Source organism: Acinetobacter sp. 826659, from assembly GCF_000588515.1.
Taxonomy (GTDB): Bacteria; Pseudomonadota; Gammaproteobacteria; order Pseudomonadales; family Moraxellaceae; genus Acinetobacter; species Acinetobacter pittii.
In genome coordinates this window covers 93091-114037 of the sequence record NZ_JFYD01000008.1, presented here as the reverse complement: position 1 = coordinate 114037, position 20947 = coordinate 93091, and the positions used below count along the sequence as shown (strand labels likewise).

Here is a 20947-nt window from a genome sequence, read left to right as displayed (position 1 = left end):
TATTTCTTATGCAGGAATTGGATACATCTGATCAATTGTCTTGGCCACAGCCGCAACGTTCTCAGCGAACATAATCGATGAATGGTCACCAGGTAGATCCACTTGTGTAAGTGTATCTTTGATCAAATGATCCCAGCCGAGACTCTCCCCAAAATCTTCTGACTCATCTTTGGCTTTAACCAAGAGGATCGGAAAATCTTCAGGCTCTGGGAAATAGGTTTGAAGTGCGACGCCATTAGCCAAATAGGTATCAAAGTAAAGTCGGAAATCTGATGGGTTAGCATCCAGAGGTATGACATTGATGGCCTTAGCTTCTCTAAGCACATGATCAAACATGTGATCTGGACTCAATTCACGCAAGTATTGCGCTGATATCGTCAGCTTTTTGCCATAAGGCACAGCCAAATCACGAGCAAACCAAGACAAAAGCATGGCATCATCAGCATCTTCAGGCACATTCTCTGGAATTGGAGCACGTGTATCGATCATGACAATTCCTGTGACCTGCTGCCCCATTTGACGCAACTGACGACTGATCTCGTATGCAATCGCACCACCGAAACACCAGCCACCGAGGAAATAAGGTCCTTGAGGCTGCATTTTTTGCATTTCAGCAATATAGAGTGTCGCCATTTCTTCAATCGCTACTTCAGCAGCGTCTGCTTCAATCAGACCCGGAGACTGAATAGCACGTAAAGTACGATTCGGGTTGAGATGACGCGAAAGTTCCATATAACAGAAGGTACTGCCACCAATCGGATGGAAGAGCCATAGCGGCTGTTCATAAGTTCCGCGGCGCAGTTCGATTACGATTGAAGGTTTGATTTCTTTATTTTCACGGATGATCTCCCCCAAACTCTCAACAGTTGAGTACTGTGCAAGTAAAGCAACTGATAATTCGGTACCAAATACCTTCTTGAGATGATTGACAAGTTTCACAGCCAGTAATGAATGCCCACCTAATTCAAAGAAATCATCATGTATACCAACTCGCTTGACTGACAAAATCTGTTCAAAGGTAGTACATAACTCGATTTCGATCGAATCGCGTGGAGCAACATAATCGTTGCTCTGCTCAAACACTGGCTCAGGGAATGCCTTACGATCTAACTTATTGTTAGCCGTCATTGGAAACTCATCCAATCGGATAAACGTACTTGGCACCATATAAGCCGGAAGATGGATTTGCAGAGTCTTTTTTAAACCAGCCATTTCAATATCATGTCCAGTCACATAAGCCACCAGTTTCTGATCATTGTCGGCTGTGGTCTTAACCAAGACTACTGCATCTGTAATACCATCGATCTGTTTGAGGACATTCTCGATTTCGCCTAGCTCAATACGGAATCCACGGATTTTGACCTGAAAATCCAGACGTCCATGATGAGTCAAACGCCCATCCATTCGCAGACAGACTTTATCTCCGGTGCGATAGAGTCGACCAGCATTTGGTAGGGATGGTAAAGTTCTAAATTGTGCATCTGTCAACTCAGGTCGATGCCAGTAATCGACTGCAAGACCATCGCCTCCAATCCAGAGCTCTCCCATAACGCCTCGTGGAACCAATCGCTGCTGTTCGTCAAGAACATAAAGCTGGGTGTTCGCCATTGGTTCGCCTAAATCAATATATTTGGCATCGGTGATGTGGGCTGCACTGGACCACACAGTTGTCTCGGTCGGACCATAGACATTCCAAAGACAGCTGACTTTACCCAGTAGTTTTTCTGCGAGTACAGGATCTAGCGCTTCGCCTCCGCTAAGTGCAGTTAGATGTGGGATACCTTTCCACTCACTGTCCAATAGCATTTTCCAAGAGGACGGCGTTGCCTGCATAACATTGATTGACTTCGCCTGCATATACTCAACCAGCAGGTTCCCATCTAGAGATATCTCACGTGGGCACACATGCACCACACCGCCGTACATCAGTGGAATCAATAGTTCAACAACAGAAATATCAAACGCATAAGTAGTGATTGCTAATAACTGCATATCAGCAGTTGCTTGCAGCCTATCATTCACAGACAGTAAGAAATTAGCTATTGAAGGATGCCCAATACGCACGCCTTTAGGTTTACCTGTCGAGCCGGAGGTGTACATCACATAAGCGGTATCACCAAAGGCAAGCGTCTCACGTACTTGCTCAAGGGGAACAACACCAGCTTGATTGATATCTAGACGTGGTACAGAGACTGTAAGAGCATCCATCAAGTCAGTTTGGGTCAAGATGACTTTAGGTTCAGCATCTTCTACGATGTTATGCAAACGTTCTCTTGGGAAACTAGGATCCAACGGTACATATGCTGCTCCTGCCGCCCAGATTCCGAGGACTGCCGCGGGCAATAGCACAGTGCGGTCTACCATTAGACCTACGCGATCCCCATTGGTAATGCCATGTGCACGTAAATATTCAGCAATCCCAGCAATATGCTGACCTAACTTATGATAGCTGACAGCATGATCTCTAGAGGTCATAGCATGATTGTCACCACGCTCATCGATCTGCTTCAGAATCATTCCCAGTAGATCATGTCGAGGATAATCAGTCACCTGACCACGTAGGTAGCCTAGCTGAATGCCATTCGCATAATCAGGTGCGATATCTAACTCAACAATCTTACGTTCAGGATGAGCCACCATTTCCGATAGTACAACTTGCAGTAGTTGCACTATATTCTCGGCAGACTCCGCAGAAAATATTTCAGAGTTGTATTTCAGTACACCAACCAGTTCACCCTGATATTCACCGCCCATTTCTAGCATAATATCTAGTTGGCCTTCTTGTTGGCGAACTGGAAAGCTTCCTAGCGTAAGGTCTTGACCGGCTAAAGTAGCTGGATTCTGGATTGGCAAGAGTAGTTCTTTAAACTCATCCAAACCACCTAGACGTTCCCAGAACATTCCAACTTGAGCCAATGGATTGATACTGCCATCACGCTTTGGTGAAACAGCTTCAACCACTCTGGAAAAAGCAACTTTTTGATGTTTAAGACTCTGTTTTAATTGTTCCTGCACCTGCTGTGTAAATTGACGTAAAGTCTGATCAGCATCGATGTCTATGTTAAGAGCAATTGTATTAACAAACTGTCCTAGTGCATTGCGCAAAGAACGTTCAAGTCGGCCTGCTACTGCTGTGGCAACGACTAGATTATTTTCATTCGATAGTTTGTTCAGCAGGATATAGAAGCCCGATAATACAAGACCGAATAAGGTAATTTCATAATCTTTCGCCAAGTTTACAAGACCAGACGATACTGACTCAGGTACACGGAAAATTACCGAGCTACCTTTATGTTGTTGCACAGCTGGACGTGGATAATCAAGTGGAATGCTATGCACATGTGGAGCATGCTTTAACGCATTTTTCCAAAACAGTAAGCTTTCATCAGCATCACCGATCACGTTGCTCTTCTGCTTATCTGCATATTGAGCGAACTCGATTCCGTTCACTACATTTGACTCTGTTACCAGTCCAAAACGCTTGCAGACATCTCGCAGCAATAGACCAATCGACCAGAAATCCATTAAGGCATGATGAATCACAACTGCAATCACATAGTGATTCTGACCACGCTCATAACAATGGATACGCCACAACGGTGGCTGAGTTAGGTCAAATGGTTGCTTGGTATCCTGTTCGACTAATTTCGTCAAATCAGAAGCTTCAACATGACGAGCATCAGAGAGAATGATATTAGGATATACACGATCCCAGATGATTTGCTCGATACCCTGATCATTGGCAGGCATGCTTACACGTAGTAACGGATAATCATGTAACACTGCTTCCAAAATCTCCATCGGCTTGCTGCCTAATGGCTGGTTGACCTTCACATCAAAAGCCACCACCATATTGTAGGCACTGCAAGTTGGCTCAAGACGCTGGATATACCAAATACCAAGCTGTTCTGCAGAAATCGCATGACGCGACAGAATTTTTGGTTCTAGGCTCGCAATGTTATTCATGAAGCAACTCCCTGTTGCAACTCAGAAACCAGATATTCAGCCAATGCATTGATTGTTGGGTAATCCCATAGCAGTGTCGGCTCAAGTTCCAGTTTTGTCAGATCTTCCAAGTCCCCAGACACAGACAAAGCAACGATCGAATCAAGACCATAACTGGTAAATTTTTGCTCTGGATCAATCGTCTCAGGCTCTACACGCATCTCTTTAGCTACTAGCGTACGAATGATCGCGCTCCAGTAAACTTTATCCTTATTCATGGGGTAATCTCCTCTTTAACTGGTTTGGCATCACGCGGTGCCAATGCGAAATCGATAACAGATAACATGTGGTTGGTTGAAATTCGGTCTAGCAAATCTGCTAATGTGCTTTCACGTAATGACGTAATAGGAGGAGATGTCTGCCCTTCAGCAGCATTTAGGAAAATGATCAACCATGCTCCATCCTTTAAAGCAGTCCTTAAGCCATGACGGTTGAAGACCCAGAAACCCAGCACAGCAATGCGGGCAAACAGTTCTGCGTAGCCTCGAGCGAGACTAAAACGCAAAGTTTCAAACTCTTTGCTTTCCTCAGAGTTTGAAAAGTAATTCTGAATTTTTTGATCCAATGAATGCTGTTCAACCAGAAGCCGGTCTGCATGCTCACGTAACGTAGATAGCATTTCAGTAGACAACCCTACTGTGGCTTCGGCATCGTTGAGCATTTCAATGATTGTCCCCAGCGACTCCATCACCAAATCGCCATCTCGGTTGAAAATCTCAAGCCCACGGAAATCAATAGCGTCTGTCTCCACTTGTAAGTCATACAACTGGCGATAACGTGCTTTGGCTTCGGCTTGGTTGAGATGGTCGGCTTTTTTGCTACGACCTTTATTGGCTGATTTGAGCTGAAAACTCAGACTGTCTAGACAAACGGTGCTACTTCCGTCAAACACACTAACAATCAGATGGTCTCTGAATGCTTTCTGGTACATTCCATCTGCATATGCATTTCTTAAGAAGAAACGTGACCCAAGCACTGAAGAAGTGATCTTGGCAAGTGACTCTACATACTCAGGCACCAGTACCTTGACGATTGGCGACCATGTACTGAACTGATTAATACAAACGTGTAATCCGCGCGCGCCAACGAGTGATAATACCTCCGCTGCTAATAGATAGGCATAGGCTGTAGCGAGCTGCTCACGTACCAACGGAATGCTTATTACTTTTTTGTTATATAACTCACGTTCAATGGCAAACTCAGTCGCGATTCGTAGCATCGTATCGCCAGCCCCCAGCGAGAAACTACTGCAATATGCACGCGTTACCTGTAGGGTTTTGAGTCCAAGTTCCAACCCTTGGCCCTCTTCACCGATCAAAGCATCTTTGTGAATTTCAGCGTTGTTAAAGCCAATACCACTAATATCTAAACCACGCATGCCCACTGTTGGTAGGCGGTTCAGACTATAGGTTCCTTTAGAAGCCATATGACGCTTATCAAGCCAGAATGCACTCAAACTACGTGGTCCACGATCATTCGATGTTTTAGCGATCAGGCTTAAAGAGTCTCCTAAAGTGGCGCGGTTGATTGACCATTTTTCGCCATTTAAGATGTATTTACTCTCGGCAGGCTGTGCTGTCACTTCACTAGATAGTAGGTCAGCACCATGCGCTTTCTCGCTATAAGCCAATGCTGGAGCAGCACCACTCAAAATTCGGCTAGCAATACTTTGGCATTGATTCACATTACCGCCGATCCACACAATCACAGACCAAGCATTCGTGCTATAAGTCGAATTGATGGTTAGATCACGTCGTGCCAACACACGATGCAGATATAGCAACTCTTCACCAATTTCCATACGACCTCCGAGCTCTGAAGGTACATAGAAACGGTTCATACCCACCGCATTCAGAAAATCAACAGCACGCTGAGGATATTGCTCCTTCTCATCACGCTCGATGGCAGCGGACCAAGAAAAATCGTTGTTGTTATCATGTACGGAGCCTAAAATTTGCTCCAGACGAGCAGCAGACTGAAACTGCCGCAAATTGGATGTAAGTGACATGGATTTTCACTCAAATGATTAAAGGGTAAGGGTTAAAACAAAGCACTTTTCAGACGATTAAAAATCAGCGTGCGTACTTCACGTTCCTTGATCATTGAGTTGAGAAGATTGGAGCTATAACGAATCAGCTGCCCCCGCTGCTCACGATCACGGATGACTTCTAAGCCGTTTTTGACATAGTTTCGAGCAATCACCGTTCTACGGTTTGGATGGGTTAAACAGACCAGTTGACCGCGTTCGATCTGTTCTTTAATTTTTCTTCTTCTAATTTTGCCGCTAGTAGTTTTGTTAATTCGGCCTTGATGCAGTAAATAGACACCTTCTACAGGTAAGCCAATATCAGCTGTCACTTGTTCCTTGACCTGAGTTCTAATGGCTTCAAAATTGAGAGTCTTGTCTAGTGACTTCTTCTTGATCTCAAGTACAACAGTAACACCCTCAGAATCAGCAACATTCACTGCTGCAACACAGCCTTTACGAACAGCAGGATGTGCCATTTCAACAGAGCACTCGATATCTTGCGGGTAATAGTTCTTGCCACGGATGATAATCACATCCTTAAGGCGGCCAGTTACATATAGGTCTCCGTCTTTGACAAAGCCCATATCACCCGTTCTCAAGTAGTGCACTTGACTCGGTTGACCCGCGTCATCAATGATAGTCGCCGCAAAAGTTTCCTGATTGACCTCTGGCTTCTGCCAGTAACCTGCTGTAACGCTCTCACCTGCCAGCCAGATTTCACCAACTTCATGAGCTGCTACTTCTTGACAGGTATGCGGATTGACAATACGGCAATCAATATGTGCCGAGATCTTGCCACAGCTCACCACTTGCACGGCGGTCGGATCTTGACTGGCTTGTATTAGATTGGCATTTAACTTGTCACGATCGATTGAAATCGCATTGAGAGGACCAGTCACACCACTAACTAAAAGCGTAACCTCTGCCAATCCATAACATGGCAAGAAAGTATCTAGTCTCAGTTTCGACTGGGTATTAAACTTTTCCATGAAGCTTTGCATGACGTGAGCCTTGATCGGCTCAGCACCATTAAACAGCACACGCAAACGACTCAGATCAAGCGATGCGGCCTGCTCATCAGAGATGCGATGGAGACATAATTCATAGGCAAAGTTTGGTCCACCAGTAATCGTGACACCTTTTTCACTGATAAATTGCAACCATTTTAGAGGCTTACGAATGAAGTCCAGCGGTGACATGACATAGCAAGTCAGGCCCACATACACAGTTTGCAAAACTGAACCAATCAAGCCCATATCGTGGTAAACAGGCAGCCACGTCAGGCCAACATCTTCTGGTTGTGTACCAAAAGCTTCGGCAATCATGACTTCATTGGCCATAATATTCTTATGGGTAACAATTACCCCTTTAGGCCAACCTGTTGATCCCGAAGTGTATTGCAGAAAGCAGATATCTTCCTCAGTAATGAGCGGGAAAGCTTTTTGTACCAAATCACGCTGTAGCTCAGCATCAACGGCATGTAATATTAAGCTTTCATTTTGAGCTTTTAGTGTGATCAGACCTGATAGCTCAAGAATCTTTTTGGTGGTGAGTACTATTTTTGGCTCGCAGTCATTCATAATATTCAAAATATTAGAAAAACCATTACGATTAAAAGGTAGGCTGACGGGTACCGCGATAATTTTAGCTTTTAGACAGGCAAAGAACGATACGATAAAGTCCAACCCAGGCTCAAACAGCAATACAGCGCGATCACCACTGTCTACAAGATTCATTAATACCTGAGCTTGATGTTGAACCCGAGCGTTCAAATCTTTATACGTAAGAGACTGAATACCACCCGATTGACGCCCTAAATACTCGAAAGCAACCTTACTTCCATTTAAATTTGCGTGGGATTCCAATGTTGCAATGATATTATCCGTATCCATTACAGCCATAACTTACTCCGATTAATTATAATGCACCCTTAAAATTCGCTAATTTAGAAATTACATTTCTCGTCGGGGCTTTTAATAAAAATGAATATACTTTTTGTTTAAAATATAAATTCACATTATATTTTATGGTTGGGCATCATTTATTACACCTGTAAGTGCTTACAGGTTGGCCTATATTTATAAAAATCGAGAAGCTAGACACCTTTTATAAATCGTTTTACTCAATTTCTATTTTTTATTTTTTGCAATTAGATTAAATATTAAACTTATTTTCATCTTTACTTTTTTAGTAGTTGAAAAAGTGTCTAAAAGCTTTCAATACATCAGCGAATTCTTAGCTCATATAATTATTTTATTGATATTTTATTTTTTGATTTTTGAGATTTAATTTTTTATAGCAATAAGCTATTTAAGTATAGATTAACAATCCACCTATATTATTCATTTAAAAACAAATCATATTTCAACATTATAATTTCTCATAACCAATATATACTTTTATAAATAAATACAATTAATTTTGACTTTCACATAAAATCATGAATACTAAAATAATATGAAATTAAATTTTTCCAATTGGTTTAATTTAAAATAAAACCCAGATAAATAGCTTTTATAATAAGCTATAGTAATGATTGATTTTAAAATATAAATATTACAAGCATTTACTTTATTCAGATGTATTATTTATACGTATACTTTATAAAAGTCCTAACATCACAGCTCGGATAGCTGCTGAAATTTTATTATTCACATTTAACTTCTGCATTGAATTTCCGAGGTGAAAATTTACTGTTCTTTCAGTTACCCCTAGAATCTGGGCAATTTCTGCAGACGTTTTACCCTCAGCAGTCCAACGCAGTGCCTCTTTTTCTCGGTTCGTTAAATAAAGATTAAACTGAGCGAATTCCACCTCATTTACAACTTTAGCAATGCTAGAATGCACTGTTTGAGACAACCAATACATATTTGTATATTGTGCCTTTTGCTCTTTTTCCGACAATTGGTCATTGGATCTTGCGAGTGTTAGCATCCCTCTGGTTCCAATAAAGTCGCGGCTTGACTGAGCCCAACCGACATTAAGGCCATAAGAGCGCGCCTCCTCCCAGAAATCTTTTTCTTCTTGTGTCTTTGCAAATTGGCTCGACCAGACAAGAGGTTGAAGTGATACCATACAATGCTGCACAGTTGGATCTATCTTCACATATTGCTGTTCCACATAACGCTTTTGCCATGCTTCTGGATAATTATTCAACATAATTGTTTTTGGTTCAGCAATAGATAATGGCGACTGCATACCATAAGCACAATAATCAAATCCAAGCTTTGAAGCTGTAGATTTAACGATCTCAAACAGCTGGTATTCATTTTTTACGATCAGAAATTCTGATAATAAATCCTCTTGCCAATTTTCCATTTACTCTCATTAGACTCCATTCACAAATCATTTTTTGTTCAGTTGAATATTGTGAATTCAAACAATCCAATTGAAGCGTAGGTCTCTTCGTTTACCTTTATTTCAACAAAGCTTTTAGATACCTAATTTTATTTATCTGATTTCTCAATTTCAGATTTTGAATTCATCATCTAATTAACAACTCTTTTAAGCCAGATATGGTCGTAAATTATTCAGCCAAACTAAATTTATGAGAGCCTCTAAGGTTGTTATATTCCATGTGCGGATTATGCTTGAAAAATTAAATTTTACAGGATGCATTTTATTCCAAAAAATAAGTATTTTAAAAAAGATCAAGGAGACCTATTAATTATTATTGATATTCATTTTTCATTAATTTAATTAAACAATATTTTCTATCAACTATCTAGCCGGTATAATTTTACTAATTATTATGTAAAGAAACTAAATACACCTTTAATAATTTAATAAATCAAGCAATTACATTACAACTCACCTTGCTTAGGATTATTATTTTTAACAATCAGAATTGATGCATACTAAAAGATCTACAACAACTCCAATCTATCTAGCATTTTTTAAAAGGCAGTTTGCATATTAAAACTACAAAATTCTCGTTTTTTCATAAGTAAGCCTTAAAGGCTGAATAACTCTCTAGTAAGAACAGCTTAACGGTGTATGCCATACAATTACATTTAACCTGTTAAACATAACAGTATTTTATTGGCAATAATTTATGTTATTTATCCATTGAACCCCAATTCAAGTCACTTGAACAGGTAGCATGGTCACCATCCCTCCTCATTTCTCAATATCAGCAGATGGTTTTATTCGACTGAATGAAAATCAGCTTATGAACTATCCACTCCAACATCTCATATCTATTGTTGAATCAACACAAATTGAAGATTCTCAAATTCTCTATTATGGTTTTACTGAATGGGCAACATCACTGACCCCAGCTTTAAGTACGGGATGGGATTGGGAATTTATTGAGTACAATGGCATCACAAGTATAAAAAGAATTGGACTGCCTCGAAGCAATATTATGCTTGTTGATGTATCTGGTACAGATATTGGATTTGAAGTTACTGAAACACTAATTGAAAAGAAAATCGATACTTTGTTCTGGGAACAGTTCATTTATGCCCACATCAATACAACTCAGACAATGGCTAAATTAACTCCATATTTCTCTTAGAAACCTGTAAATTCTTACAGTTACCGCTTCCCCACCTGTTAAGTAAAGTCACTTGAAAAATAAGTGGAAGCACTTGTAATGAATGTTATTGCTGGATTTCAAAATAATTTTTCAGAAGGCCTATATACTAAATTTAAAAATTACCGCTATAGGGTATTTGTTGAATATTTAGGTTGGGAGTTGAACTGTCCTAATAATGAAGAACTAGATCAGTTTGACAAAATCGATACCGCCTATGTCGTCGCTCAAGATAGAGAATCTAATATTATTGGTTGTGCCAGATTACTACCGACTACTCAACCTTATTTACTTGGTGAGATATTTCCTCAATTACTTAATGGAATGCCTATTCCTTGCTCACCAGAAATTTGGGAGTTATCAAGATTCTCAGCCGTAGATTTCTCGAATCCGCCATCTTCAGCTAGTCAAGCTGTGTCATCGCCCGTCTCTATTGCAATTCTGCAAGAATCTATCAACTTTGCAAGAGAACAAGGTGCAAAACAACTCATTACCACCTCTCCTCTGGGGGTAGAACGGTTATTACGTGCTGCGGGTTTTCGTGCTCATCGTGCAGGCCCACCCATGGTTATTGATGGATATGCGATGTTTGCATGCTTGATTGATGTTTAATTTCTTATTTGGGACTCATACTATTTTTGGCATGAGTCCCAATTTTTATATAGTCAGGTAGCAATACGACTAAGAAACATTAATACCTATTAATCAATTTTGGTTTTTAAATTTAAATTCGACTTTTTATAATAAGTTTCATCCGTTTTAGCACTCCAATCGCGCGGCATAAATGACGTCGATATAATTGCGACTACAGCCATACTTCCAATATAAAGCATAATTAGATATGGATTACCCTGCCCGACACTCAACAATTTAGTAGCAATCATCGGTGCCAAACCACCACCTAATACGCCAGCCAACTGTACCGAAATCGAGATTCCGCTATAACGAATTTCCGCTGGAAATTGACGCGCAAAAAGCTGAGCTTGTGGTGCATACATAATCGGGAAGACCACGCCAATCGCTAAAACAATTGCTGTCCAAACTAATACCGGATCTTTTGTGTTGAGCATGGTAAAAAATGGATAGCAGTAAAGCGCCAATATGCATAGACCAAACATAAACATATTGCGTTGGCCGACTTTATCCGACAAATGTCCACATAACGGTGTCATAAATAAAATGACGGCTGCGCCGCAAATGGTGGCAAATAAAATATCTTGGCGTGGGATTCCAAGTTGTGCAGTGGTATAAGCCAATGTAAATGTTGAGGCAATATAAAACCATGCATTCTCAGCTGCGCGAGCCAAAATAATGGTGATGAGTTGCTTTGGATGGTTTTTAAAAACCTGTAAAGCAGGAACTTTGACTTCTTCAGACTGTTGTTTTACTTTTTCGAAATCTGGTGACTCTGGCACTTTTACTCGAATATACCAACCTACTGCCAGTAAAATAATACTGGCAAGAAATGGTAAACGCCAACCCCAGCTAAACAGTGCTTCTTCAGGTAATAACGACACCAGACCCAACGCGATTGAGGCTAGCATTAAGCCACCACCTGTACTGGCTTGAGGCAAGCTTCCCCAGAACCCTTTACCGCCTTCGGGAGCATGTTCAACGGCCATCAGTACAGCACCGCCCCATTCACCGCCCATTGCCATACCTTGAATGAATCGCAAGACAACCAAACCAATCGCGGCCCAATATCCAATTGATTCATAAGTCGGTAATAAGCCAATCAGTACGGTTGGGATCCCCATGAGCATCAAGGTCAGTAGCAACATCGATTTACGGCCAATCTTGTCACCAAAATGACCAAAGACTAAGCCGCCTAATGGTCTTCCAATAAATCCAACGGCATAGGTTGCGAATGCGGCAAGCACGCCGGTAAGTGCGTCTAGATTTGGGAAAAATAGCTTATTAAAAATGAGCGCTGCTGCCGCACCGTAAATAAAAAAGTCATACCACTCAATGGTGGTGCCGACCATGCTAGAGATACCTGCTAATCGATGTGACGACTTTTTAGTATTTGAACCGTTTCCATGTATTGATTGCATCGTAATATCCTTTTTAGATTTTCTTGTTTTATCTTTTTTATGCTTATGACCAGCCCTGACCATAAGCATTTTCAGGTCTCGCTTTATCTCCTTAAGCTTTTTATGTTTTTATAATTCGGTTTAGCTCAATTTTTCTAAAATTGGTTCAAATTTCGAATTACGTTCTTGCCACTGTGGTTGTTTGTCTTTATCGACAATGAGAGCGCGGACACCTTCAATAAAGTCACCATGCTCAAACCAAATATCCTGTAAATCACGTTCAAGCTGCATACACTGTGGTAAAGAAAGCCCACGGCCTAAATGTTGCAGTTTCAAACTGGTTTGTTTGGCAATAAATGAGCGCTGTTGCAAAATACTAAGCATCTTACTTGCCCAAGTCTTTAAGCTTTCATCTTGTTCATTTTCAAGACTTTGCTCGATTTCATCTAAATGCTGATATCCGAAGTGTTTACGGATACCTTCCGCCAATTGTTTGAGTTCACTTTCGGCAGGGCGAGTAATAAATCGGGTAATGATGCGTTCAATTCCCTCTTTGCTTAAACTTGGCGCTTCAACGAGAGCATCTTGCAACGCTTGTAACTGCTCGCTTGGTACATGGTAGTCAATTAAATCGAGGTAAAGCGCATCGCTACTGCTAATCTGCTCACCCGTAATTGCCATATAAACGCCAATATCATCAAGGCGAGACAGGAAATGAGTTGCACCAACGTCTGGGAAAAAACCAATCGCTGTTTCAGGCATGGCAAATCTAGATTTTTCACTGCTCACCACAATGTGACAAGCCTGAGCCAAGCCAAAACCGCCACCTAATACATAGCCATCAAGCACAACAATAATTGGCTTCTCATATTCACGCAGTATATTTAGCATTTTATATTCGGCACTAAAGTAGCCTTTGTAATCGGCTGTACCATTTTTATAACTGTTGTAGAGATAGCGGATATCTCCACCTGCACAGAAGGCTTTTGGACTATTTGACTTAATTAACACTGCCTGAACAGCAGCATCATTTCGCCACAGTTCCAATTGGGCACCAATACTTTTAATCATGTCTAAAGACAATGCGTTGAGGTGAGTCACACGGTCTAAGGTAATCATGCCCAACTTAGCTTGTTGCTCAATCATTAAGTGATTTTCTGTATTCATTTTATTGATCTCTTATTGATTTTTAAAATTTGCCTTTCGTTTTTCAACAAAAGCCTGCATTCCTTCTTTTTGGTCAGATGTTGCAAATATTGAATGGAACATGCGTCTTTCAAAACGTAAGCCTTCAGTGAGGTTCACCTCAAAAGCTCGGTTGATAGTTTCTTTAAGCATCATATTTGCGGTTAAAGATCGCGCCGCAATTTTTTCAGCTGCTTGCAAGGTTTGTTCAAGTAATTCTTCTTTAGTAAACACACGTGCAACTAAACCACTTTGTTCTGCTTCTACAGCGCCCATTTGACGGGCGGTAAGGCACATTTCCATTGCTTTGGCTTTACCAATCGCATGGGTTAAACGTTGTGTGCCACCAATACCCGGAATCACACCTAAAGTGACTTCGGGTAAACCAAACTTGGCGTTATCAGCACAATAAATAAAGTCACACATCAGCGCCAACTCACAGCCACCACCCAATGCATAGCCACTCACCGCTGCAATTAGAGGTTTACGGCGCTGTGCAATACGGTCTGCAAGATGAAAAAAGTCATCTAAATAAATATCAGGAAATGCTAAATCAGCCATTTCTTTAATGTCTGCACCTGCGGCAAAAGCTTTTTCAGACCCTGCCAATACGATGCAGCCAATTTCACGATCTTTTTCGAGCTGATCTAATGCCTGATTAATTTCACTAATTAATTCGCTGTTTAAAGCATTGAGCGCTTGAGGGCGATTTAATGTAATCAGTCCAACCCCATTACGCTTTTCTAATAAAATACTTTGCCACTGCATTATTTATTCCTTGTTCTGATTTTATAGACTACGTGCAATCACTAAACGTTGGATATCACTTGTGCCTTCGTAAATTTGACAGATACGGGCATCACGATAGATGCGCTCAATTGGGAAGTCTCTGAGATAGCCATAGCCACCAAATACTTGTAGTGCGCTCGAACATACGCGCTCAGTCATTTCTGAAGCAAATAACTTGGCCATTGAAGCTTCATTGAGACACGGTTGACCTGCTTCTTTTAAACGCGCAGCGTAGTGAACCAGTTGTCTCGCTGCTTCAATTTCAGTTGCCATACTGGCAAGGCGAAAAGCGATAGTTTGATGCTCAAAAATTGGTTTTCCAAAAGTAATACGCTCTTTGGCATAGCGAGTTGCTTCTTCGAGCGCCGCACGTGCTAGACCGACTGCTTGTGCAGCAATACCAATACGTCCACCTTCTAAATTGGCGAGAGCAATTTTCAGACCTTCACCTTCTTTACCCAGCATGAGACTTTTATGGATGCGTACATCCGTCAGCGCAATTTGGCAGGTATCTGAAGCATGCAGACCGAGTTTTTCTTCAACACGAATCACTTCATAGCCCGGTGTTTCGCGTGGGACTAAAAAGGCACTAATGCCCTTTTTACCTGCGCTCGGGTCGGTCACGGCAAACACAATAATGACGCCGGCATTATTACCCGAGGTAATAAACTGCTTTGCACCATTTAAAATGTAATCGTCACCATCTTTCACTGCTCGGGTTTTAATGGCTCCCGCATCTGAGCCAGTATGCGGTTCGGTTAAAGCAAAAGCGCCAATCATTTCACCTTGCGCTAAAGGTTTTAAAAAGCGCTCTTTTTGCTCGTCAGTACCAAATTTTAAAATAGGCACACAACCAACCGAGTTATGTACACTCATGATGGTTGAGGTTGCCCCATCTGCTGCCGCAACTTCTTCAAGAGCTAGTACATAGGCTAAGTTACCCGTGTCTGAACCACCCCATTGCTCTGAAACAAGCATCCCCATAAAACCGAGTTGCCCCATTTGAGTCAGAGTTTCTTTTGGGAATGTCCCGTCTCGATCCCAATCGCTGGCATTAGGCTTGATTTGTTCTTGGGCGAAACTTTTCGCCATATCACGAATGAGTAATTGTTCTTCGGTAAATTGCATTATTATTTCCTTTACCCTGCTTTAGCTTGTTGTTTAGCAATTTCTTGATTACGCAATAAAAAGCGCTGAATTTTGCCACTTGGAGTTTTAGGTAATTCACTCACAAATTCAACTAATCGTGGGTAAGCATGAGCAGAAAGTCGTCTTTTAACAAACTGGCTGAGTTCTTCAGCAAGCGCATCTGAAGGTTGTATGCCCGCAGCTAAAATTACAAAAGCCTTAACCACTTCGGTACGGTCCGGATCAGGCACACCAATCACTGCTGCTTCAATTACAGCGTCGTGTTCAAGCAAAGCACTTTCTACATCGAAAGGCCCAATACGATAGCCCGATGTAGTGATTACATCATCACTACGACCAACAAAGCTCATGCTGCCATCGGCATGAAGCTCAGCAGTGTCGCCAGTTAAATAGTAGTGACCAATGAAGGGCGATTTGCGACTTTCTTTATAGCCGCCGAACCACATCATTGGAGACTGGCTAATGTCGACTGCTAAAATTCCCGGTGTATCTGGCGGAAGTTCTTCACCTTGTTCATTGACAATAGCAACGCGATAGCCCGGACTTGGGAAACCTGCTGAACCAGCATGAATTTCATGTTTTAAACCATGATGATTACACACCACCATGCCCACTTCAGTTTGTCCGTAATGGTCATAAATCGGAGCATCAAGCACTTGTTTAAACCAACGTATTACTTCTGGATTCAGTGGTTCGCCTGCACTGCTCACTACACGGAACTGCCCTTTTAACGGCGCCATTTGTGCTGGATCAGCTGCCATCATCATGCGGTAAGCCGTTGGTGCACCTGCCAAGTTGTTAATTTTATAATCTTTCACAATTTGGCATAGGCTATCTGTGCTAAAACCACCTTCATAGAACAAAGTAGCGTGACCCAAGAATAACGGCCCAGTAATCGCATAGTACAGACCATACGCCCAACCCGGATCGGCAATATTCCAGAATGAATCTTCTTCGGTTAAACCAATGGCATCTTGCATATATCGACCAAAGGCAATTAGTGCTTTTAATGGCACTTCCAATGGTTTAGCTGGCCCTGTAGTGCCTGAAGTAAACATCAATAAGAAAGGATCTTGGATGCTACGCATAACCAAATCACATTGATCAGACTGCTGTTTTACTTCATTCCAAAAGTTAAAATCGCCTGCTTTAAGGGGAGTACCTTGTGCGTCGGCGACAGTCACAATTGCAGGGCAATTTTCAATTTCATCAAGCTTGCTACGGTTGCCCATATCGGTCACCACCAGCTTACTTTGTGCAAGCTGAATACGGTGCTCAATCGCTTTTGGACCAAACGCAGTAAATAGTGGTTGATAGACTGCACCAATCCGCCAAGCTGCAAAAATAGTCACGATCAATTCAGGTGTTCTTGGTAATAGCCCTGAAATACGGTCGCCTGCTTTTACACCTTGTGATTTTAGAAAGTTGGCAAACTGACTTGACCACTCTTTTAATTCACGGAAGGTATATTGCTCTTTTCGTCCATCTTTTCCTTGCCAATACAGCGCAATTTTGTCGCCATCTGCGTGTCGATCACAGCATTCATAACAAGCATTTAAGGCATCAAGTGAACCTGATAACATCAGTTTTGCAGTGCTTTCCAAATCGAAAGTCTGTGCAGCATTTTGATAATCCATCATATCTTTTCCCTCAGTCCGGATTTGTTGTTATTCACGACAGGGTTTAATGTGTTTAAAGCCATCCTTTGGCTTTACCGTTATGCCTCTTGTGGCAGGGATTGCTGAATAATGCTCGAAAAGTCGAGATTGGCATTACCACGCATGCACATTTGCTGATAGAGCTGCTGCACCATACCACCTAATACAACTGGCTGTTTGACTTGGCCTGCCGCTTCTACTGCAAGACCCAAATCTTTTAGCATCAGCTGAGTTGCAAAGCCGTCTTGGTAACCTCGAGATGCTGGCGCATTTTCATTAATATGTGGCCATGGGTTACACACATCCGAGCTCCAGCAACGACCGCTTGAGGTGTTAATGACGCCTGCCAATGCTTGTGGGTCGATGCCCAGCTTTACACCGAGTGCCATACCTTCGGCAACAGCAGCCATTGAAATACCTAAAATCAGGTTATTGCAGATTTTAGCAATTTGACCTGCGCCGACATCACCACAATGAACTATATTTTTACCCATGTGGCTAAGTACAGGTTTTACTTCATTAAAGGTTTGATCATCGGCACCCACCATAAAGGTTAAGGTTCCTGCTTGAGCACCAATGGTTCCACCAGAGACGGGTGCATCACAGATTTTAATATTTTTGCTATGTGCAACAGTGGCAATGTCTTTAATAGTTTGCGGGTCAATGGTGCTACTATCAATGCATAAGCTACCTGCTTTTAGCACTTCCAAGACACCATTTTCACCCAAGTAAACTTCCTTAACATGCTTTGCCGCAGGCAACATGGTAATGACCACATCTGCTTGTTTTGCTGCTGCCTGCGGGCTGTCGCAGACCACACCACCTGCCTCGGCAAAGTGCTGAATCGCAACTTCACTGAGGTCATATCCATAAACATTGAGTCCGGCTTTAAGTAGGTTATGGGCCATTTTGCCGCCCATATTGCCTAGACCGATAAAGGCGATATTCATCCGTGATCCCCTTAACGTAAACTAATAGTTGTATTTACACCGCCAACTTCATGGCTATCTTCAAACCAGCGACTGGTAATGGTTTTAGTTTGAGTGTAGAACTGCACAGCTTGTTTGCCGTATGGCCCCAAATCACCCAGTTTTGAACCTCTTGAACCCGTAAAACTAAAGAAAGGCACTGGCACAGGAATTGGAATATTGATACCAACTTGACCAATATCAATTAAGTTTTGGAAAGTACGTGCAATCGCACCGCTTTGTGTAAATAGACCTACCCCGTTACCAAATGGGTTGGCGTTGATAAGCGCAATGGCTTCATCAAGTGTGTCTACACAAATAATTGAAAGAACTGGACCAAAGATTTCTTCTTTATAAATACGCATGTCGGTATTTACGCCACTAAAAATCGTCGCGCCGACAAAGTTACCCGATTCATAGCCTTGTACTTGAACATCGCGACCATCGAGTAGCAACTCTGCCCCTTGCTCAACACCGCTATTAATTAAATCAAGCACACGCGCTTTAGCACGTTTTGAAATGACTGGGCCAATGTCAGTATTTGGCTCATGGCCTGCATTTACTTTTAAGGTTTTCGCTTTTTCGACTAGCTCTTGAATCCACTGTTTGCTGTCACCGACCATGACTGCAACAGACAATGCCATACAACGTTGCCCTGCTGCACCAAATGCTGCACCCACCAAAGCATTTAAAGTTTGCTCTTTATTGGCATCTGGCATCACAACCACATGGTTTTTTGCACCCATCATCGACTGCACGCGTTTACCATGTTGCCCTGCAAGGTTATAAACATGAGTGCCAACCGCAGTTGAGCCTACAAATGAAATCGCTTTAATATCTTTATGCGTACACAAACGGTCAACCACTTCTTTACCGCCATGCACAACGTTAAGCACACCCGCTGGAATACCTGCTTGAATCGCAAGCTCGACCAGCATCATGGTTGATAAAGGATCTTGTTCTGATGGTTTTAAAACGAAAGTATTGCCACACACGATTGCCATTGGGAACATCCAAAGTGGAATCATGGCAGGGAAGTTAAACGGCGTAATGCCCGCACAGACACCCAAAGGTTGCTGCAACGTATAGGTGTCTACACCACGCGCTACACCTTCAACATATTCACCCATTTGCAAAGTGCCGATCGAACAAGCATGTTCAACCACTTCTAAACCACGTTGAATATCGCCTTCAGCATCGGCCAAGGTTTTGCCTTGTTCCGCCGTTAGTACTTGCGCAATTTCTTTCATGTTGGCACGAATCAAGTCTTGTAGCTTGAGCATGATGCGCATGCGTGCCTGAATTGGGGTCTGACGCCAAGAAGCAAAAGCATCTTGTGCAGCTTGAATAGCAGCGTCAACTTCTTTAACCGTTGCAAATGGTACACGACCAATCACTTCCTGAGTCGCAGGGTTAATAATGTCTTGCCATTCCTGTGTTTCAGATTCGATAAAATTTCCGTTAATGAGTAATTTAGCGGTTTCCAATTCGATTTTTTGGATTGTGTTCATAACCTCTCCGTAGGCCATATTTTTATTGTGTTCAATTATTAGAAAATACTTTTTGATCGTATTTTCTTTATTTCAGTTTCAATTGAGACTAACAAAGAAAACTTTGACCACCAACGGAAATTCATGCACGATTGTTGTGCAAATATGCACAAGGATGACAACAAAAATGAAAGTGGATTGGGATCATCTACATTTTTTCCTGGTTTTAGCTCGGACTAAAACCTTGACCAATGCTGCGCGGATTATTGGTGTCGAGCACAGTACGGTGGCTAGACGGATTCAGGCCCTAGAACTTGCTTTGGGTACAACGCTGTTTAAGCGTGAAGCGACGGGTTATGAGCTGACACTCGAAGGGATGGCACTGGTTCCTCGAGTTGAGCAAATGGAACAAGCTTTCTTACAAATTGAAAAACCACATCAACCTTTGCAAGGTCGTGTGCGAATTGGCACACCTGAAGGTTTTGGTACTGCGTTTTTAGCTCGGTTATTGGCTGAGTTCTCTATCCAATATCCACTGCTCACCATCGATCTAATTCCAGTGCCGAAAATGATTAAGCTTTCTCACCGTGAGGCAGATATTGTGGTATCAATTGATCGTCCTACGTCTGGCCCTTACATCATTACGCGATTATCAGATTATTGTTTAAAAATTTATGGTAGCAAAAACTATCTGGCCCAAAACCCGCCTATCCGAGCCTTAGAAGATTTAACCCAACATCGCTTTGTGAACTATATTGATGATCTGGTGTATAGCCCTGAGTTGTATTGTCTAGAACGTTTACCTTTAAAGCTGAATGCTAACTTCCGTAGCAGCAGTATTTTGGCTCAACAAATTGCGGTGAGTGCTGGCGCAGGACTTGCGATTTTGCCCAAGTTTTTGGCAGATGATAAACCGGAACTTGAAGAGGTGTTAGAGCAACAAGTTCGCTTTACCCACACGTTTTGGATGCTGACCTTTGTTGACTTACAACATGAACCACGCATTAAGTTAGTTTGGGACTATTTGCGAAAAAAAGCCGATAAATATCAGCATTTGTTGGTTGATTAAAGAACCTAAATAAAAAAGCCAATCATGATCGATTG

Annotated in this window: 15 protein-coding genes; 3 read left to right on the top strand and 12 right to left on the bottom strand. The window is 42.0% G+C overall.

From position 1 onward, the window contains the following. Positions 1–6: 6 nt before the first annotated feature. The 5 genes from J663_RS16285 to abaR form a co-directional block, all read right to left on the bottom strand. Positions 7–3966: a non-ribosomal peptide synthetase gene (locus tag J663_RS16285; protein WP_033850991.1), complete on the bottom strand. Its 3960-nt coding sequence runs from the start codon at positions 3964–3966 to the stop codon at positions 7–9. Continuing rightward, positions 3963–4223 carry an acyl carrier protein gene (locus tag J663_RS16280; protein WP_002118032.1) on the bottom strand — a complete coding sequence of 87 codons (261 nt, stop codon included), beginning with the start codon at positions 4221–4223 and terminating at the stop codon, positions 3963–3965. Before J663_RS16280 ends, J663_RS16285 begins: the two co-directional genes overlap by 4 nt. Then, on the bottom strand, positions 4220–5995 hold the full coding sequence (locus J663_RS16275) for an acyl-CoA dehydrogenase (RefSeq protein WP_081404795.1): 1776 nt from the start codon (positions 5993–5995) through the stop codon (positions 4220–4222). The genes J663_RS16280 and J663_RS16275 overlap by 4 nt, the downstream gene beginning before the upstream one ends. Before the next feature lie 50 nt (positions 5996–6045). Next, complete coding sequence (locus J663_RS16270; RefSeq protein WP_033850979.1) at positions 6046–7935, bottom strand: fatty acyl-AMP ligase; 1890 nt, start codon at positions 7933–7935, stop codon at positions 6046–6048. A gap of 700 nt (positions 7936–8635) precedes the next feature. Continuing rightward, positions 8636–9352, bottom strand: a complete 717-nt coding sequence (gene abaR / locus J663_RS16265; RefSeq protein WP_002118060.1) for a LuxR family transcriptional regulator AbaR — start codon at positions 9350–9352, stop codon at positions 8636–8638. A gap of 784 nt (positions 9353–10136) precedes the next feature. Here abaR and J663_RS16260 point away from each other — a divergent pair. Both J663_RS16260 and abaI read left to right on the top strand, forming a co-directional pair. Beyond that, on the top strand, positions 10137–10553 hold the full coding sequence (locus J663_RS16260; protein WP_050598831.1) for a DUF4902 domain-containing protein: 417 nt from the start codon (positions 10137–10139) through the stop codon (positions 10551–10553). 63 nt (positions 10554–10616) lie between these two features. After that, complete coding sequence (gene abaI, locus J663_RS16255) at positions 10617–11183, top strand: acyl-homoserine-lactone synthase AbaI (protein WP_080759772.1); 567 nt, start codon at positions 10617–10619, stop codon at positions 11181–11183. An 89-nt stretch (positions 11184–11272) separates the two neighbouring features. Here abaI and J663_RS16250 read toward each other — a convergent pair whose 3' ends face one another. The 7 genes from J663_RS16250 to J663_RS16220 all read right to left on the bottom strand — a co-directional run bounded on the left by J663_RS16250 (position 11273) and on the right by J663_RS16220 (position 19864). Then, positions 11273–12625 carry an MFS transporter gene (locus J663_RS16250; protein WP_032005649.1) on the bottom strand — a complete coding sequence of 451 codons (1353 nt, stop codon included), beginning with the start codon at positions 12623–12625 and terminating at the stop codon, positions 11273–11275. A gap of 120 nt (positions 12626–12745) precedes the next feature. Beyond that, positions 12746–13771 carry an enoyl-CoA hydratase/isomerase family protein gene (locus tag J663_RS16245; RefSeq protein WP_033850974.1) on the bottom strand — a complete coding sequence of 342 codons (1026 nt, stop codon included), beginning with the start codon at positions 13769–13771 and terminating at the stop codon, positions 12746–12748. Positions 13772–13783: 12 nt separating this feature from the next. Beyond that, complete coding sequence (locus J663_RS16240; protein ID WP_005804782.1) at positions 13784–14557, bottom strand: enoyl-CoA hydratase; 774 nt, start codon at positions 14555–14557, stop codon at positions 13784–13786. 21 nt (positions 14558–14578) lie between these two features. Next, positions 14579–15706: an acyl-CoA dehydrogenase family protein gene (locus tag J663_RS16235; protein ID WP_005804783.1), complete on the bottom strand. Its 1128-nt coding sequence runs from the start codon at positions 15704–15706 to the stop codon at positions 14579–14581. An 11-nt stretch (positions 15707–15717) separates the two neighbouring features. Further along, positions 15718–17367: an AMP-binding protein gene (locus J663_RS16230; protein WP_033850970.1), complete on the bottom strand. Its 1650-nt coding sequence runs from the start codon at positions 17365–17367 to the stop codon at positions 15718–15720. Positions 17368–17444: 77 nt separating this feature from the next. Next, the gene (gene mmsB, locus J663_RS16225) at positions 17445–18335 is read right to left on the bottom strand and encodes a 3-hydroxyisobutyrate dehydrogenase (RefSeq protein ID WP_033850966.1); all 891 of its coding nucleotides are present in this window, start codon (positions 18333–18335) and stop codon (positions 17445–17447) included. A gap of 11 nt (positions 18336–18346) precedes the next feature. Next, positions 18347–19864: a CoA-acylating methylmalonate-semialdehyde dehydrogenase gene (locus J663_RS16220; protein ID WP_033850960.1), complete on the bottom strand. Its 1518-nt coding sequence runs from the start codon at positions 19862–19864 to the stop codon at positions 18347–18349. Between the two features lie 166 nt (positions 19865–20030). Here J663_RS16220 and J663_RS16215 point away from each other — a divergent pair, with 166 nt between their 5' ends. Continuing rightward, a complete protein-coding gene (locus tag J663_RS16215; protein WP_032063988.1) occupies positions 20031–20912 on the top strand; it encodes a LysR family transcriptional regulator in 882 nt (293 codons plus the stop codon). Positions 20913–20947 lie beyond the last annotated feature (35 nt).

Bases quoted from the DNA above. Each gene is read 5' to 3' on its own strand.
- J663_RS16250 (WP_032005649.1), bottom strand. From the start codon at position 12,625: ATGCAATCAATACATGGAAACGGTTCAAATACTAAAAAGTCGTCACAT.
- J663_RS16260 (WP_050598831.1), top strand. From the start codon at position 10,137: ATGGTCACCATCCCTCCTCATTTCTCAATATCAGCAGATGGTTTTATT.
- J663_RS16245 (WP_033850974.1), bottom strand. From the start codon at position 13,771: ATGAATACAGAAAATCACTTAATGATTGAGCAACAAGCTAAGTTGGGC.
- J663_RS16270 (WP_033850979.1), bottom strand. From the start codon at position 7,935: ATGGCTGTAATGGATACGGATAATATCATTGCAACATTGGAATCCCAC.
- J663_RS16240 (WP_005804782.1), bottom strand. From the start codon at position 14,557: ATGCAGTGGCAAAGTATTTTATTAGAAAAGCGTAATGGGGTTGGACTG.
- J663_RS16220 (WP_033850960.1), bottom strand. From the start codon at position 19,864: ATGAACACAATCCAAAAAATCGAATTGGAAACCGCTAAATTACTCATT.
- J663_RS16235 (WP_005804783.1), bottom strand. From the start codon at position 15,706: ATGCAATTTACCGAAGAACAATTACTCATTCGTGATATGGCGAAAAGT.
- J663_RS16230 (WP_033850970.1), bottom strand. From the start codon at position 17,367: ATGATGGATTATCAAAATGCTGCACAGACTTTCGATTTGGAAAGCACT.
- abaR (WP_002118060.1), bottom strand. From the start codon at position 9,352: ATGGAAAATTGGCAAGAGGATTTATTATCAGAATTTCTGATCGTAAAA.
- J663_RS16285 (WP_033850991.1), bottom strand. From the start codon at position 3,966: ATGAATAACATTGCGAGCCTAGAACCAAAAATTCTGTCGCGTCATGCG.
- mmsB (WP_033850966.1), bottom strand. From the start codon at position 18,335: ATGAATATCGCCTTTATCGGTCTAGGCAATATGGGCGGCAAAATGGCC.
- J663_RS16215 (WP_032063988.1), top strand. From the start codon at position 20,031: ATGAAAGTGGATTGGGATCATCTACATTTTTTCCTGGTTTTAGCTCGG.
- J663_RS16280 (WP_002118032.1), bottom strand. From the start codon at position 4,223: ATGAATAAGGATAAAGTTTACTGGAGCGCGATCATTCGTACGCTAGTA.